This window comes from Mycobacterium sp. BMJ-28 (assembly GCF_054404835.1).
The window spans coordinates 5,383,077-5,397,254 of sequence record NZ_CM136783.1 but is presented as its reverse complement, the minus strand read 5'-3'; the positions used below and the strand labels follow the sequence as shown (position 1 = coordinate 5,397,254).

10 protein-coding genes are annotated in these 14,178 nt (G+C 65.9%); 5 read left to right on the top strand and 5 right to left on the bottom strand.

Annotated elements, in window-relative coordinates; translation table 11 throughout:
* Positions 1 to 8: 8 nt before the first annotated feature.
* Positions 9 to 800, top strand: coding sequence for a DUF5336 domain-containing protein (locus ACXPWS_RS26845; protein WP_458709560.1), 792 nt, complete (start codon positions 9 to 11; stop codon positions 798 to 800).
* Positions 801 to 837: 37 nt separating this feature from the next.
* On the opposite strand, the gene ACXPWS_RS26840 is transcribed toward ACXPWS_RS26845, so the two are convergent.
* From ACXPWS_RS26840 to ACXPWS_RS26820, 5 genes are all read right to left on the bottom strand, one after another.
* Complete coding sequence (locus tag ACXPWS_RS26840; RefSeq protein WP_458709559.1) at positions 838 to 1,341, bottom strand: hypothetical protein; 504 nt, start codon at positions 1,339 to 1,341, stop codon at positions 838 to 840.
* An 874-nt stretch (positions 1,342 to 2,215) separates the two neighbouring features.
* Entirely contained in the window at positions 2,216 to 3,034 is an 819-nt protein-coding gene (locus tag ACXPWS_RS26835) for an RHS repeat-associated core domain-containing protein (protein ID WP_458713710.1), read from the bottom strand.
* A 448-nt stretch (positions 3,035 to 3,482) separates the two neighbouring features.
* A complete protein-coding gene (locus ACXPWS_RS26830) occupies positions 3,483 to 9,452 on the bottom strand; it encodes a putative T7SS-secreted protein (protein WP_458709558.1) in 5,970 nt (1,989 codons plus the stop codon).
* Between the two features lie 3 nt (positions 9,453 to 9,455).
* A complete protein-coding gene (locus tag ACXPWS_RS26825) occupies positions 9,456 to 10,118 on the bottom strand; it encodes a hypothetical protein (RefSeq protein ID WP_458709557.1) in 663 nt (220 codons plus the stop codon).
* On the bottom strand, positions 10,106 to 10,516 hold the full coding sequence (locus ACXPWS_RS26820; protein ID WP_458709556.1) for an SseB family protein: 411 nt from the start codon (positions 10,514 to 10,516) through the stop codon (positions 10,106 to 10,108). The genes ACXPWS_RS26825 and ACXPWS_RS26820 overlap by 13 nt, the downstream gene beginning before the upstream one ends.
* A 116-nt stretch (positions 10,517 to 10,632) precedes the next feature.
* Between ACXPWS_RS26820 and ACXPWS_RS26815 the strand changes: the two genes are divergently transcribed.
* The 4 genes from ACXPWS_RS26815 (at position 10,633) to ACXPWS_RS26800 (ending at position 14,171) form a co-directional block, all read left to right on the top strand.
* On the top strand, positions 10,633 to 11,340 hold the full coding sequence (locus tag ACXPWS_RS26815) for a hypothetical protein (RefSeq protein ID WP_458709555.1): 708 nt from the start codon (positions 10,633 to 10,635) through the stop codon (positions 11,338 to 11,340).
* A 205-nt stretch (positions 11,341 to 11,545) separates the two neighbouring features.
* Positions 11,546 to 12,397, top strand: coding sequence for an alpha/beta hydrolase (locus ACXPWS_RS26810; RefSeq protein WP_458709554.1), 852 nt, complete (start codon positions 11,546 to 11,548; stop codon positions 12,395 to 12,397).
* The gene (locus ACXPWS_RS26805; protein WP_458709553.1) at positions 12,397 to 13,236 is read left to right on the top strand and encodes an SDR family NAD(P)-dependent oxidoreductase; all 840 of its coding nucleotides are present in this window, start codon (positions 12,397 to 12,399) and stop codon (positions 13,234 to 13,236) included. Before ACXPWS_RS26810 ends, ACXPWS_RS26805 begins: the two co-directional genes overlap by 1 nt.
* A 14-nt stretch (positions 13,237 to 13,250) precedes the next feature.
* On the top strand, positions 13,251 to 14,171 hold the full coding sequence (locus ACXPWS_RS26800) for a ferritin-like domain-containing protein (protein ID WP_458709552.1): 921 nt from the start codon (positions 13,251 to 13,253) through the stop codon (positions 14,169 to 14,171).
* Positions 14,172 to 14,178: the final 7 nt, after the last annotated feature.

The following is a 14,178-nucleotide window of genomic DNA, read 5'->3' as shown; positions in this document are numbered from 1 at the left end:
GGACAGCCATGACGAATTCGCCGGACTATTACGCGGGGTATGGCGGTTATGAGCTGGCCGCCGAGCCGGAAGGCAATACCCAACGCGCACGGGCGTTATGGATCGCCACTGCGGTATTGGGCCTTCTGACCTTCGGCGTCAGCTTCGGGTCACCGGTGACGCTCGGTTGGGCCGTGTGGTTCAGCGTGTTGGCAGCGGTGATCGCCGGGATCGGTCTGTTGCCCCGGCAGGGTGATCACGGTTGGCTGGCCGCCGCGCTCGCGGTGACCGGATTCCTGGTGGCACTGAGTACCTGGCTGACCGCCGACGACGCAGGCGGGGCCGGCTGGGCGGTCGTGGTGATCGTGGTGCTCAACCTGCTGCAAGGCGCGGTGGCGCTGGCCGCGTTGCTGCTCGGCGGCGAGGACAAACCCGCGCAGACCGGGCCGGACTACGCCGCCTATGCCCAGTACATGCAGGCCTACCAGGCCTACGCGCAATATCAGCAGGTTCCGCCAGCGCAGGCTGTGGCGCAGGGTCAGGCGACCGCGCAGGCGCAGGCCCACGGTGCGGCGACCGCGCAGGCTCGCGGGGTGTCCGGGGTGCGCGCCGATGCCGCTCAGGACTCCTACGAGGCACTACAGCAGCGTTACCGGCAGGCCGGATATCCGCCGGCGCCGCAGCAACGTGGTGCGGCCGGAGCGCCGGCGCCCGCTGCTGGGGCGGATCCGGGGATTCCGAGTTACGGGCGTGGCGGCGCCGCGGGTGTGCAGCAGCCGGGGGTGCGCGGCGAGGAGCCGGGTGAGGTGTCGTCGAACTGAGCCGCGGCCACGTGAATGTCGTGCCGGGTTCGTCGAGTCACGGTGTTGCGCCGAGAGGGCCTGTGGAACCGATAGTGCCTGGTGATTCGGTGGTGTGCAGGCTGGTGGTGGCACCCATACCGTAGGAGTGCTTATCGTGGTGAATGAGCTTGCCGATGGTGCCGAGCACAACGAGCAGCACGAATAGCAGGACGGGAATGGCCACTACGATCAGCAGGATTCGCAGCCCCCATCGGGGGCGTTGCGGCAGTGCGGGTGGTGGTGGAAACACCCGCGCCCGATCCTGATCGGTGCCGTAATACGTGGCCCACCACCATGCATACTCGTGAGCCCGCTGAGCCTCCTGATAGAGAGTGCGTCGCGCAGAACTATTGTGCGACAGCGCAATCCAGTTCCACAACACGATCGAAGGCAGACTCCACCAACCGGCACCGATGCAGTAATCACGCGCCTGCCGGATGGCAGCGTCGCATTGAGCGAAAGTGCCCGTGACAGTGCTGTACTGGTTAAGCCAGAACAGCACGATGCCCGTGTGCTTCATGACTCGTACCTGAAAGTACGGCTCGGCCGGCGGTGGTTGTGGCACAGCGGATTGCGGCATTGACATGGTGATTCCCCCCGAATGTTCCCCACGTTTGAGGGCAGTCTAGTCGTGTCGGTGGTCCCGTTTGCGTCAAAAAGACAGCGCGCCTACGTAGTCCGTGGATCACGTCAGAAGATCAGGATGGCGCGATCCCGTTGTTCAGTCGCGGGTATGTTGGAAGCATAGGCGCACGGGGGTGTACGTGAGATATCGATTACAGTCGGGTTGCGCTGCTGTGGTGACCATGCTTGCGGTTGGCTGCGGCGGACCAAGTAGTGAGGTCCAAGCGGCCCGATCCATTTGAGACTCCGGGTCAGAAGCCTTTCGCTGGTCTCAACGTAGGCGAATGCATATCATCGCAGGAAGTTCAGAGCAGAAAAGGTTCCGTGTGGTCGGTCGCTTGCCCAGCGAACTCCAGTCCGTACGAACTGGCGTATAGAGGCGCGGCTGAAAAAGGATGTCCCGACGGGAAGACGATCGAACAAAAAACGATCTACACTTCGGTGACGGAAACCGGAGCCAAGACACCAACAACTCCTTTTCCCCGACAATGATCTCCTGTTTCGTGCTGAACATGGTGCCTGGTGAATGCTATTTCAGCGGGTCGGTGAGCAACTACTTCACGCATACAGCAGGCTGTCAGATCCCCGGCGAAAAATTCAGAGTGGCCAGTCAGCGACCCGATCCGAACGTCAAATGTGAACCTGGGCAGGAGCGGTACTCGTGGCCCGTTCCTCCACGGACAGTTTGCCTCACGCCGATCTCTTGATGAGCTATGTGAGAAGACCGTTCGAGTTGGACCCTCTTGTTGAGCGTTCGTCCGCATACGGCTTTAAGAACTACGGATGTATAGAAACGAAGTCGGTAACGCATTCCTCATTAGAAATATCCAGCGTTCCGTGCCACGCGAAAGTGTGAAGAATTCAACATCTCCGGGTTCATTAAGTGCGCACAGAAAGTCATCGAAGTTTTCGATATATGGACCATCTCCTGCCCGGTATGCTTCATGTCTGACTGAGTATATCTTCCGTAAATCGTGAGCGGAAACTCGTTGGATCCGGATCATCGATGAGGGTCCATAATCTGCCAGCAATTCAATTGCAATTTTGCTTCCGTGCGCGCTAGATGTTAGAAAGCGACGTCGAAGCGATTCCGCAGGCATTTCGAGAGTCATCGTAGAATTTCTGCTCCCTCGACCGGTCCTCGAATTAAGGATCTCACTTTCGTAGAATACGTCAGGGCTCCACTCATACGATCGCCCTGGGGCTGGGCCGGCAGGGGGCCGAAGAATTACGCCGTCTTCTCCGGCATAACGGGTGGCGACGTCTATATCTCTTGTCCACGAAGTGAATGGCGAGCGCGTGTTACCGAGGTTGTGTTCCTCGCCAGTTACGGTGCTGAGTGGGTCACGGGGGTATACGTTGCCTTGTATAGCATCGGGGTATCCGGGGTGGTCGGCTGCAACTCCACGATAAAGATAAGAACGTTCGGTCTGGGCCGGGTCACACGGGTTCAGCCCGTATGGATCCGTGAAGGCCGTCGGGTTTCCCACGTATCCATAGGGATTGGGTGCGGGTGCGAGTCCGAGTGGGTCGGGTGAGAGGTATCTGCCGGTGCCGGGTTGGTAGTAGCGGTGGTGGTTGTAGTGCAGGCCGGTTTCGCAATGATAGGCGATTCAATGCGCGCGCGAGTGAGCTCAGCCCCGTGCCCGTCGGATCTGCTAACGAAAAGCATGGTCGCTACAGACTTTCACGGACTTCTTGCAGGAACCTCTACCAAGGGCTTGATACTGCAATAGAGGACGTGTCATCTATGAGGGAGGAAAGTCGTCAAATATGGCGTAGTGAGTGATACGTTGGAGTAGATCTTGATCGATCCCGTTGAAACCTTCGAGTAACTCTTTGATAACCGATAGTTCGAGGTAGTATGTCCAATCGCCAGCGTCCCGCAATGTCGATTCGGAGATATAGGCCGGAGTCTCAAGAGTGATCTGCCGATTCGAGTAGGACTCTTTGGGCACGAAGATGGATCCATCTGGAATTTCGGTGTATGAGCTTTCAAATACTTGCTCGAGCAGCGTTCGTATGGGTTTCGGGTGCTCAGCCCCAAATTGCCATTCCACCGCGTCCTCCCGGATGCATCAATCGCCAGGTATTGGGTTTACCACCAGCGCCGACTGGGTGGTGTATCTCGGGCACCAGCTGCATTCTTCCTGGATCGACATGATGGTGCCAGGTCCATCCTAGCTCTGCCGGTGAACGAGGACGTGCAGCGCCGGTAGGACCTTGGATCGAGTCACGAATGCCCGGGATGAGATTCTCCATCGCTTCAGCGAAGCGGGGGTCCGCGTCGATCGCGTCCAGAAGCGCCTGGTTGGCCGCTCGGAAGTGTTCACCCCGCGTATGCCCCGGAAAGAGATCGGGTTCGATCGTGGTGTCGTACGCGACCGTGTAGGCATTACCGTTACCGTACCGTTCGCCTGACCGGTTTCCGCGATCCTGCGCGTTGGGTTCACACGGGTTCAGCCCGTATGGATCTACGAACGCCGTCGGATTCCCCACGTATCCATAGGGATTGGGTGCTGGTGCGAGCCCGAGTGGGTCGGGTGAGAGATACCGTCCGGAGTGGGGTTGGTAGTAGCGGTGGTGGTTGTAGTGCAGGCCGGTTTCGGGGTCGTGGTACTGGCCGGGGTAGCGCCAGGGAGTATCGGTGCCGGTCCAGGTGGTCTGGCCCCACATGCTGGCGTGGGCCTGGCCGGCCAGGGTTCCGGTGGTGGGATCCAGAAGACCGACCGGGGTGTCGATGTGGTCGGTGACCAGTGCGTAGAAGCGGCGGTCGATCTCGGTCTGCGGGGCGAGTGCGGCCGGTGTATCGAGGGAGAGTTCACCGGCGCGCAGATCCGACGTGGTTGCGGTGGTGTGGGTTTGGGTGCGCGGGGTGAACTGGCCGGGTAGATACGACCAGGAGGTGACCTGCCCGGTGGTGGTGGTCTGCTCGACCAGTTGGGTGCCGTGCCAGGCGAAGGTGACGGTTTCCTGGTCGCTGATCTTGGTGAGTCGGCGCCCGGATGGGTCGTATGTATAGCGGTAGGTCTGTCCATCGGGGGTGACGACGGTGCGCAGCCGGTCCCACGCATCCCAGTGGTAGTGCCAGACATCGGGTTTGCGGCTCAGCCGTTTGGTGACGGTCTGGATCAACCGACCTGCGGCGTCGTAGTGATAGCGCGCCCGGCCGTCATCGATCAGCCGGGTGCCCTCATACCGCCAACCCGCAGTGGCCGCGGATCCCTCGGTGATGGTCGGGTTTTGCGCGGCGTCGAACACGGTGGACTCGGCCACCGCATCGGCGGGTCGACGGGAGACCAGTCTGCCCAGGATGTCGGTGCCGTAGGAGGCGGCCGTACCCAGCACGGGCGCGGTGGGATCGGCGGTGCTGACCTCAGCCAGGGTGTCATCCGGCCGGAAGGTGTAGGACGCTGCGGCCAATACCTGTGTCGCACCACCGGATCCGGTGCCCAGGTTCAGCACCGACAGATCCCGCAACCCGGCCAGCACCCGGCGGCCGGTCAGCCGACCGGCGGTGTCGAACGCCGAGTCGATGGCCGTCGTGCCGTACTGCAACCGCGTCGTCCGGCCCAGCTCGTCGCTGGTGATCTCACAACGCTGCCCCGCGGTGGACAGCGACTCGACCAACCCGCGCCGGTCATAGGACAACGCGGTCCGCAACCCCGACGGGGTGAACGTCTCCACCGCATCGCCGGCGGCATTGAACACCGACTGCACCACCCGGTCATCGGTGGTCTCCGAGATCACCCGGCCGGCCGCGTCGTACCCGTATTCGATGTGGGCCCAGGGCATCACGACGGACAGCAGCTTGCCGGCCGCGTCGTAGGTGTAGTCGACGCGCTCGCCGCCGAAATCACCGTCGCCGCTCGATTCGGAAATCATCCGGCCGGCCGCGTCGTAGCTGTAGGTCACCGTCTGACCGACCGCGTTGGTACGTGAGGCCAGCCGGCCCGCCGCGTCGTAGGTGTATCGGGTGGTGGCCCCATCGAAATCGGTTTGCGCGGCCAGCATTCCGTCGGCTGCGTACTGGTAACTCCACGTCAGCCCGGCCGCGTTGGTGACGGCGATGAGTCTGCGGGCATTGTCGTAACTGAAATGCGTGCGGGAACCGTCGGCGTCGATCCGTGCCACCGGCAAATCGTAGAACCCGTACTCCCACCGGGTCGTGGCACCGACCGCGTTGGTGTAGGAGATGCGGTTGCCCTCACCGTCATAGCTCCAGGATTCCGACGACCCGTCGGGTGCAGTCCGGGACGTCACCCGGCCGGCGCGGTCATAGCTCAGGTGCGTCCGCGCGCCATCGAGGCCGAGAATTTCGATGAGCTGGCCGAAATCATCGTAAGAGCAGTGCGTTTCGAAACCTGCGGCATCGGTGATGGTGACAGGCAACCCGGCAGGATTGGTGGCGTACCGGGTGCGCCGGTCCATCGGGTCGATCCGCTCGGCCACCGCGCCTGACCCGTCGTACACCCAGCGCCACACCCCGCCGGCCGCGTCACGCATCTGCACCCTGTTACCGGAATCGTCGTAGCCGAACACGGTGACCGCGCCGTCCGGCGCGGTGACCTGCGCGGGCCGTGGACCGGCGGCGGTAGTGACGTAATTGATGGTGGTGACGCCGCCGAGCGGATCGGTGATCTGCGCGGGCAGCCCGTCGGGGGTGTAGCGCAATGTTGTTGTCGCGCCGGTGGGATCGGAAATGGCCAGTGGATCACGATCGGCGTTGAAGTCGGTGCGCGTCACCCGGCCCAGTGGGTCGGCAACGGCCCGCGGCCGCAGGTCGGTGTCGAACCCGTACACGGTGGTGTTGCCGACGGCGTCGGTGAAGGTGCTGGTGCGTCCGCCGGCATCATCGGTATAGGTGAAGGTGCCCGACCAGACGCCCCGATCGCCGACCTGGCGGACCACCCGGCCCTGTTCGTCGAACGTGTTCGCGTAGTGCGCGCCGGACGAATCCGTCCACGCGAGCATCCGGTGCTGGTCGTCGTACTCGAATGAGGTGGTGGCTCCGGCGGCATCGGTCACCGCGGTGAGATCGCCCCGGGTGTAGCCGAACCGGCGCAGCACCGTGGATTCGGTGTCCGTTGCCAGGGTGTAGCCGCGGATGCGTGATCCGGCGCAGTCCACGCCGATGCGGTAGCCGCCCGAGTGCACGACCCCGGACGGAGCGCCGGAATCGTTGTAGGTGAACAAGATCCGATTGTTGTGGGCATCGGTGATCGCCGAGATGAAGATGACTCCGTCGGCGGCGTCCGCGCCGCCCAGATGTGGTTTCGGCGCGAAGTGATAACTGAGCCCGGCATGCGGTGGCTGCAGCCGGTACCCGCCATTGGGCGCATTCCACAGCTGCCAGGGCCGGCCGATCCGGGCCACGCTGGGCTCATCGGCGACCGGCGGGTCGAAGGACAGCATGGTGCCGTCGGCGTCGACGGTGGTGACCGAATCGGCGGTGACGATGACGCGGGAATCGAAGGTGCAGGACCAGGACGGACCCAGCCAGATCCCGGCCCGGTAATTCGACTTGTGGGTGCGGGACAGGCGCAGCCCCAGGACTGCGGGCAGGTCGACATCCACCGCGGGCAACACGTATGCGCCGGTGGCCATGTCCACCGGGTCATTACAGGTCTTGGTGTCGTGCGGTTGATTCGACGCGGCCGGGTCGTTCTTGGCGGTTTCGGGCGTGTCCTGCTTGTCGTGGTAGCCGCCGTCCTCGGGGCCGTCCGGATGGTGATCGTCGGGCTTGTGGCCGATGCCGGGACCGTCGCCGCCGTGGCCGCCGGACTTCGTCGGCATGGTCCGGTCGCCGCCACCGGGATGCGCCGGCCCGCGGTCCATCACCGCGACCGCCTCGCCGGGTCGGGCCGCCTCGGTCGGGTTGACCGCGTCCTTGGCGGCTGCCGCGGCGGGCTTGGGCGCGTTGTCGGCCGCCGCGGCGGGGCTGGGTTTGGCTGCGGGCGCCTCTGGAGGTCGCGATACCGGTGCTTCCCTGGCGGTCGGCACCTCGCGGGCGGCTTGAGTGGGAGCGTCACGCATCGGGCTCGGCGTTTCGGCGCGGGCCGGATTCACCGGAGTCTGCGGGGCCGGCGAATTGCTGTGCGGTGCGGTCGAAGGCGTGCTCGACGGCGCCGGATCCGTGCGGGCCGGGGTGGGCGACTCGTCGCGGACGGCCGGGGTCTCGGGCCTGGGTGTGGTGCTGTCGTGCGGCGCGCTGGCCGGTTCGGTCTTGTCGGTGTGCGGTGTCTCGGCGGGCCGGTCACCGTCGGGCCTGGGGTTCTCGGTGGGGCGTTCGGCCGGTGTGCTGTCGTGCGGGCGTTCGGTGGGGGTGCCGTCATGCTCCCGGGGAGTGGGGCTTTCGTCGGGCACGCGTTCCTGACGAGGTTCGGGATCACGCCCCTCGGGATCACGCGGGGATGGTTCGGGATCGTCACCGTGGCGGCCGCCGGGCTCCGGGGACCGGTCGTGTGGCGCGGGGGAGTCGGTGCGCGGTTCCGGTGTGCGGTCCGCGGGAGGCGTCTCCTGGCGCGGCTCCGGGTCGGGACCGCGGTCATGAAGCGCCGCCTGATCGGGGTCGTGGCGTTCCGGTGCCGACGGTGAGTGCTCGGCCGGGGGCCGCTCGGCCGACGGCGGATCGGCGGCGCGGGGCGGCTCCGGTGCGGGCTCGTGCGGTGATTCCACGCGGGGTTGGGTTTCGGCCGGCGCGTCGGCGTGCGGATGCTGCGCCGGAGCTGCCGGTGCCTCGTGGGTGGTGGCCGCGGGTGTCGCGTCGTGCCCGCCGGTGTGCGGCGACACCGAGGCCTCGGGCGGGCTGTGCGGCGTGCTGTGGGATGCCAGGCCTTCGGCGGGCCGGGAATGCGTGGCCGCGCCGGCGGCGGTGCGGCCCACGTCGCGAGCCCCACCCTCGGCCGCGTCCTTGAGCACGGTCTTGATGGCGCCCGTGCCCTTGGGGCCGAACGGGATGAAGTTGGACGCGAAGGTGCCGAACGCCTGGCCGGGGTCCTTGCCCCAGCCGTCGCCGATGAACCCCTTGATCAACTGGTCGGGGTGGGCGGCCATGTTGGTCAGCCCGGCACCGACGGCGGTGGTGTTGCGGACGTATTCAGCCGGGTGCGCGATGTTGTACGGGTTGGTCGGGTCGACGGTGCGGACCAGCTTGCCCAGATCGGTGACGGCACCGACCAGCCCGACCACCGAATGGCTGTTGAACATCGCGGCGGTGTCGGCGAAGTCTTTGAAGTCCGCCGCGACGCGTTGCGAGGGCGGCGGTTCCGGTGGCGCCTCGTTGGCCGCATTGTTGAACGCCGACGCCGCGGACGATGCCCCTTCGTTGCGTGCCTTGCGGGCGTCGTTGAGGATCTGGACCGCTTCCTCGCAGAGCTTCTTGCCCGGGTCTTCGTCGGGCGGCTTGGGCGGCAGGGTGTCGGCGTCGCTGTCCACCGCGGCGTTGTACTCGTTGCAGGCCTGCACCCACTGCTCGTGCTGGCGCAGGCCTTCCTTCCACTTCTCGATGGCCTCGGCGGCGCGCTGCTGGGCGGCTTCGACGATGGGCGCGAAGGTGTTCAGCGCCGCCGCGGCGCTCTTGCAGGCGCTGGCGGCATCGCGCCACTTCGGGATCTCCTGGCTGATCTTCTGGTGATAGGCATCGGCGGCTTCGCCCTGGAATTCGCCGACGTTGATGCCGGCCAGTCCGTCGGCGGCGGTGCTGAAGTTGGTGGACAGCCCCTCCAGCTTGCCGGCGCGGTCGCGCATCACTCCCGGTTCGCCGTGGATCAGGTCCTTCGGGACGTCGCTTTCGTTCAGGTTCTTCTCGTCCGGGGTGGCGCCGAGTTCGTCGGCGATGTGATCGCCCCACTCGCGGATATTGTCGGCCACCCCGTCGGCGCCCAGCGCGTCGGCGACATCGGCCACCGCGTCGGAGCCGACATCGACGACCTTGCCGACGACCTCCTTGGTGTCGTCCCAGAGGTCCTCGGCGTCGCCGATCAGGTCGTCGAGACCCCAGCCCATCGGTCAGAGCCTCGGGTCGGGGGCCTGTTCAACCGGGGGCGCCGGCGCCTGGTCGCCGTTGAGGAAGCCGTCGACGGTCACCCTGGCGGCTTCGGCGGGATTGACGGCGTTGAGGCCGGCTTGCAGCGAGTTGTCCTTCATGGCCTGCAGGTTCTGATCGATCTGGTCGTTGACCTTGTCGAACGATTCAGCCGACCAGTCCGGGTGGGACAGCCGGTTGGCGTTGTAATCGACCATGTCGCCCCACGACATGTCGTCGGTGCCGCGGACGACGATGTTGCCGTCGGCGTCTTTCACGGACTCCTTCTGCAGCGACGGGTCGCCGGCCAGGTCATTGACCATGTCCTTGGCGGCGTCGTTGAAGTACTTCTCCTGGAGCTCGTAGCGCCCGGCACCCAGGTCGAGCGCCGAACCGATATCGCTGGCCGCGGTGATCAGGGCGCGGGTGCCCCATTCCCAGCGGTTGGTGAAGTTGGCGAAGCCGGACTGCACGTCGGGGTGGCTGGCCTCCAGGCCCGTCATGGCGAGGTCGCCGAACCCGCGGCCGAGTTGGCCCTGGTAGCTGCCCATCATGCCGCTGGAGATGCCTTCGATGACCCCATTGATGCCGGTCGCGGCCTGCCTGAGGGTGTCGGGGTTGACGCCGAGAACCTTTACGCCGCCCATGTGCGGACCGCCTTCCCTGTCGCTTCGTCGATATAGCAGTGCGGGGTGATCGTCTTGACCGGGGGAAACACCATGGCCTCGGCGTGGGCCGCGTCGACCACCAGACCCGTGGGCTCCGGGGCGCGGTCCAGGCCGTCGAGCACCGCGGCGCCGCGGACCCGGCAGATCTGCACGGCGGCGCTGTCACGGCCGGCTGCCTCGGCGAACGCGGCGCAGCGGTTCACCCCGGTGAACGCCACCAACCACGGCAGACCACCCCAGACCCAGGTGAACACCGCCCCCTGCTCATCCAGCGGCACCACCAGCTCGGCGGCGCGAAGGCCGGCGAGCAGCGCCGAGGGGTCACCGAAACCCCCCAAGAACGCTGAACGCTCCACCTCGAACGGAAACACGGCCACCCCCGCCAGAAAGTCCTGGCTAGCATCCTACTTAACTGTGCGTTGGCTACCAGGTGTCAGTTGCCCGCGTGCGATATTGGGGCGCGTGAGTTCGCGAGGATGGGGGAAGACTCGGCGTGAATACACCGCAGCCACCGTGGGGGCCGAACGGCCCCGATCCCAGGGACTGGCGCGCGGCGCCGCCGCCCGGCGGCCCGGCGTGGGACCAGCTCTTCGAACTCGACGACATCCGCCGGCCGGTACCGCGTCAGCGCGAGAACGGACCCGGTCCGAAGCTGGCGCTGGGCGCCATCGCACTGGTGGTCGTGATCGTCATCGCGGCCGTTGTCGGCTGGCTGGTGACCCGCGACGGCGGCGAAACATCCACCACGGCAACATCTTCGGTGGACCCGACGGTGACCCAGGCGCAGGCCCGGTTGGCGGCCCTGTTGCCGGCCGGGTATCCGGAAGGCAGTTGCGAGCAGGCCCAGCCCGGTGACGGCGGCGCGGCTGCGATGTCGTGCAAACGGAACACCGATGCCGGCGGGCCGACGGCGGCGACGTTCACGCTCGCCAAGGACAAGGCCGCGCTGGATGCAGCGCTCAACGGGGTGGTCGGCGCGTCGACGACCGTCGAATGCCCCGGGCGGATCCAGTCACCGGGTCCGTGGCGGCGCAATGCCACTCCGCAATTGGTCAGCGGCACGCTGTTCTGTGGCTACGTCGGCAGCAGGCCCGTCGTGGCCTGGACCGACAACGCAAAACTGCTGTTGGGCGAGGTTCGCGGGGAGACCGGCGGACCAGCGTTGACCGACCTGTACGCCTGGTGGTCCTCGCACTCCTGACGCGCGGAAGAAGCTGTCGCCACCAACTGTGCCATTGACAAATGACACAGTTGGTGATGACCTATTTGGCGTGACGGACTGTGTTGTGCCGAACCGCGGCGTTGTGCCGAACCCCGGCGATGTACCGACCCGCGCAACGGCGCGCGCGGTGATTTCCGCCCTGGCCACCCGATGGACGCTGGGCTGTCTCACCAGCGTGCTCCCGATGACCCCTCCCGGTGTGTGGTTCGGCCGCCGGCTGATTGCCACCATCATGGCCGCCGGTGGATCCATGCCGGCCGGGACGACGATCATCCCGGAGGAAGCCGGCGAGTGGGTGCTCGGACCCGGAGTCGAATTCGGTAGGCGGGCAGGCTATTACGTGCACGGCAGTGCCTACGTCATCTGCTCGGCCCGAACGCACCGCAAGTTGGTGGCCCGGTTGTCCGAGGCCACCGGCATGCCGTTCTTTGTGGTGGACTACCGGTTGGCGCCCGAACACCGCTTCCCGGCTGCGGCCCAGGACGTCGAGGCCGGCTACCGGTGGCTGCTGGCGCAGGGCTACCAGGCCTCCGACGTCGTGATCGGAGCGGACTCCGCGGGTGGGCATCTGACCTGCGACATGCTGCTGGCCCATGCCGGCGACGCCGCCTTCCAGCCCGCGGGTGTGGTGCTGTTCTCCCCGCTGATCGACCTCACCCTCGGCCTGGCCGAGCAGCAGGAGAAGCAGCGTCGCGACCCGGCGATGTCGGCGGCCGCGGCACGCAAGATGGTGGGGCTCTACACGCAGGGCCAGGACCCCGACCATCAACGGCTGCGACTCGACTTCACCGGCGCGCGCACCTTGCCGCCCATGCTGATCCAGGTCGGTGATTACGAAATGCTCAGCGCCGACGCGCGATACCTGGCCGCCGAGCTCGAGAAGGCAGGTGGCACCGGCACCCTCGAGGTATGGCCGGGCATGGTGCACGTCTTCCAGGCGCTACCGAACCTGGCGCCCGAGGCGAAGGTGGCGCTGCGCCGGGCGGCGGACTTCATCGCCGGCCGGTTTTCCGACGAACTCCAGGAGATCTGTTGATGTTCAACCTGTTCGGCGGTCCCAAGCGCACCGCTGACGCCAAGGCCGTGGTGACCGGCGCCGGCAGCGGTATCGGGCGGTCGTTCGCCCTTGAGCTCGCCCGGCGGGGTGGCGAGGTCATCTGCGCCGACATCGATGCCGAGCGCGCCGCCGAGACGGTTGCCCTGATCGACCGGCTGCCGACCGGCGCCGGTCACGCCGTGCAGTGCGACGTGTCCGACCGCAGCGCGATCGAACTGCTGGCCAAACAGGCGCAGCAGATCTTCGGCGGTGCGCCCACCTGCGTGATCAACAACGCCGGCGTCGGAATCGGTGGAAAACCGGTCGGCGACATCGGTTTCGAGGACTGGGAGTGGGCGCTCGGGATCAACCTGTGGGGCGTGGTCTACGGGTGCGAGGTCTTCACCCCGATCCTGCGCGAAGCCGGCCGGGGCGGAATCATCAACGTCGCGTCCGCGGCGGGATTCGCCGCGGCACCCTCGATGGCCGCCTACAACGTGTCCAAGGCCGGGGTGATGTCACTGTCGGAGACCCTGGCCGCGGAACTGAACGGCACCGATATCGCCGTCACCGTGCTGTGCCCGACGTTCGTGAAAACCAACGTCTTCACCGACGGGCGCATCACTCCGGCATCGATGAACCTGAGCCAGCAGCTGGCGCGCTGGACCGGACTGTCCGCCGACAATGTCGCCGCGCGGACCCTCGACGCCCACGACGGCGGCCGGCTGTACGTCGTCCCGCAGTTGGACGCGACCGTCATCTGGCATCTCAAGCGGCACTTCCCAGCCCTCTACGTGCGCGGCGCCGGGCTGCTCGGCCGCCTCCTCCCCGACAACTGAAAGGACCGGCAATCATGGCGATGAATCTCGACGAGATGTTGCAGAAGATCAAGGACAAGCAGTGGGCCCTGGTCGACATCGACTGGGACGCACCGGGAGCCGAGCTGATCGAGCCCGAGCTGTGGACCAAGCTCAAGCCGTTCATGACCGATCTGATGTGGATCGAGAACGTCGGTGCCCGTGGCTTCGCGGCCCTGGCCAAGAAGGCCCCCACCCCGACGCTGAAGAGCATCTACGAGCACTTCCACGCCGAGGAGCAGAAGCACGCCAACGCCGAGCTGGCGCTGATGCGGCGCTGGGGCATGCTGGAGAATGACGAAATCCCGCCGCCGAGCGTCAACGTGCAACTGGTGATCACCTGGCTGGACAAGTTCTCCGACGGCATGTCCCTGTCCATCCTGGGCACCGTCATCCCGATGCTGGAGGTCGCACTCGATGGTGCGTTGATCAAGTTCATCACCGACGAGGTGAAAGACCCGGTGGCGCAAGAGGTGTTCAAGCGGATCAACTCCGACGAATCCCGGCACCTGGCGGTGGACTTCGAGGTCATGGACATCCTGGGCCACGCCGGAATGCGCAAGTTGGCGGTCGAATTCGTCGGCAGCTGGATGAACCCCGCGCTGGTGATCGGCACGCTCAGCTACTTCCCGCTGCTTAACAAGATGCGCGACAACATCGTGGCCATGGGCGTCAACGAGGAACGGCTGTACCAGGCCATGCGCCGCTTCCGGAGTGTCGGTGAGCGAAGCGAATTCGTCCACCGGGTACCGATGTACCGGTTCATCTCGTGGCACAGCAAGAAGGTCATCGACCGTAGCTCCAAGTATCACTGGCTGGCCGACTCGCTGGTGAAGGCCACCGGCGCCATCCCGATCTCGATGGTGCGCAACACCCCGACCTGGTCGCAGGAACTGACCTACGAACCCGTGGCTTGAGGAGCTC

What these genes read in the sequence shown, in the direction of transcription:
- ACXPWS_RS26845 (WP_458709560.1), top strand. Translation starts at nt 9, where the DNA reads ATGACGAATTCGCCGGACTATTACGCGGGGTATGGCGGTTATGAGCTG.
- ACXPWS_RS26840 (WP_458709559.1), bottom strand. Translation starts at nt 1,341, where the DNA reads ATGAAGCACACGGGCATCGTGCTGTTCTGGCTTAACCAGTACAGCACT.
- ACXPWS_RS26830 (WP_458709558.1), bottom strand. Translation starts at nt 9,452, where the DNA reads ATGGGCTGGGGTCTCGACGACCTGATCGGCGACGCCGAGGACCTCTGG.
- ACXPWS_RS26825 (WP_458709557.1), bottom strand. Translation starts at nt 10,118, where the DNA reads ATGGGCGGCGTAAAGGTTCTCGGCGTCAACCCCGACACCCTCAGGCAG.
- ACXPWS_RS26810 (WP_458709554.1), top strand. Translation starts at nt 11,546, where the DNA reads ATGACCCCTCCCGGTGTGTGGTTCGGCCGCCGGCTGATTGCCACCATC.
- ACXPWS_RS26805 (WP_458709553.1), top strand. Translation starts at nt 12,397, where the DNA reads ATGTTCAACCTGTTCGGCGGTCCCAAGCGCACCGCTGACGCCAAGGCC.
- ACXPWS_RS26800 (WP_458709552.1), top strand. Translation starts at nt 13,251, where the DNA reads ATGGCGATGAATCTCGACGAGATGTTGCAGAAGATCAAGGACAAGCAG.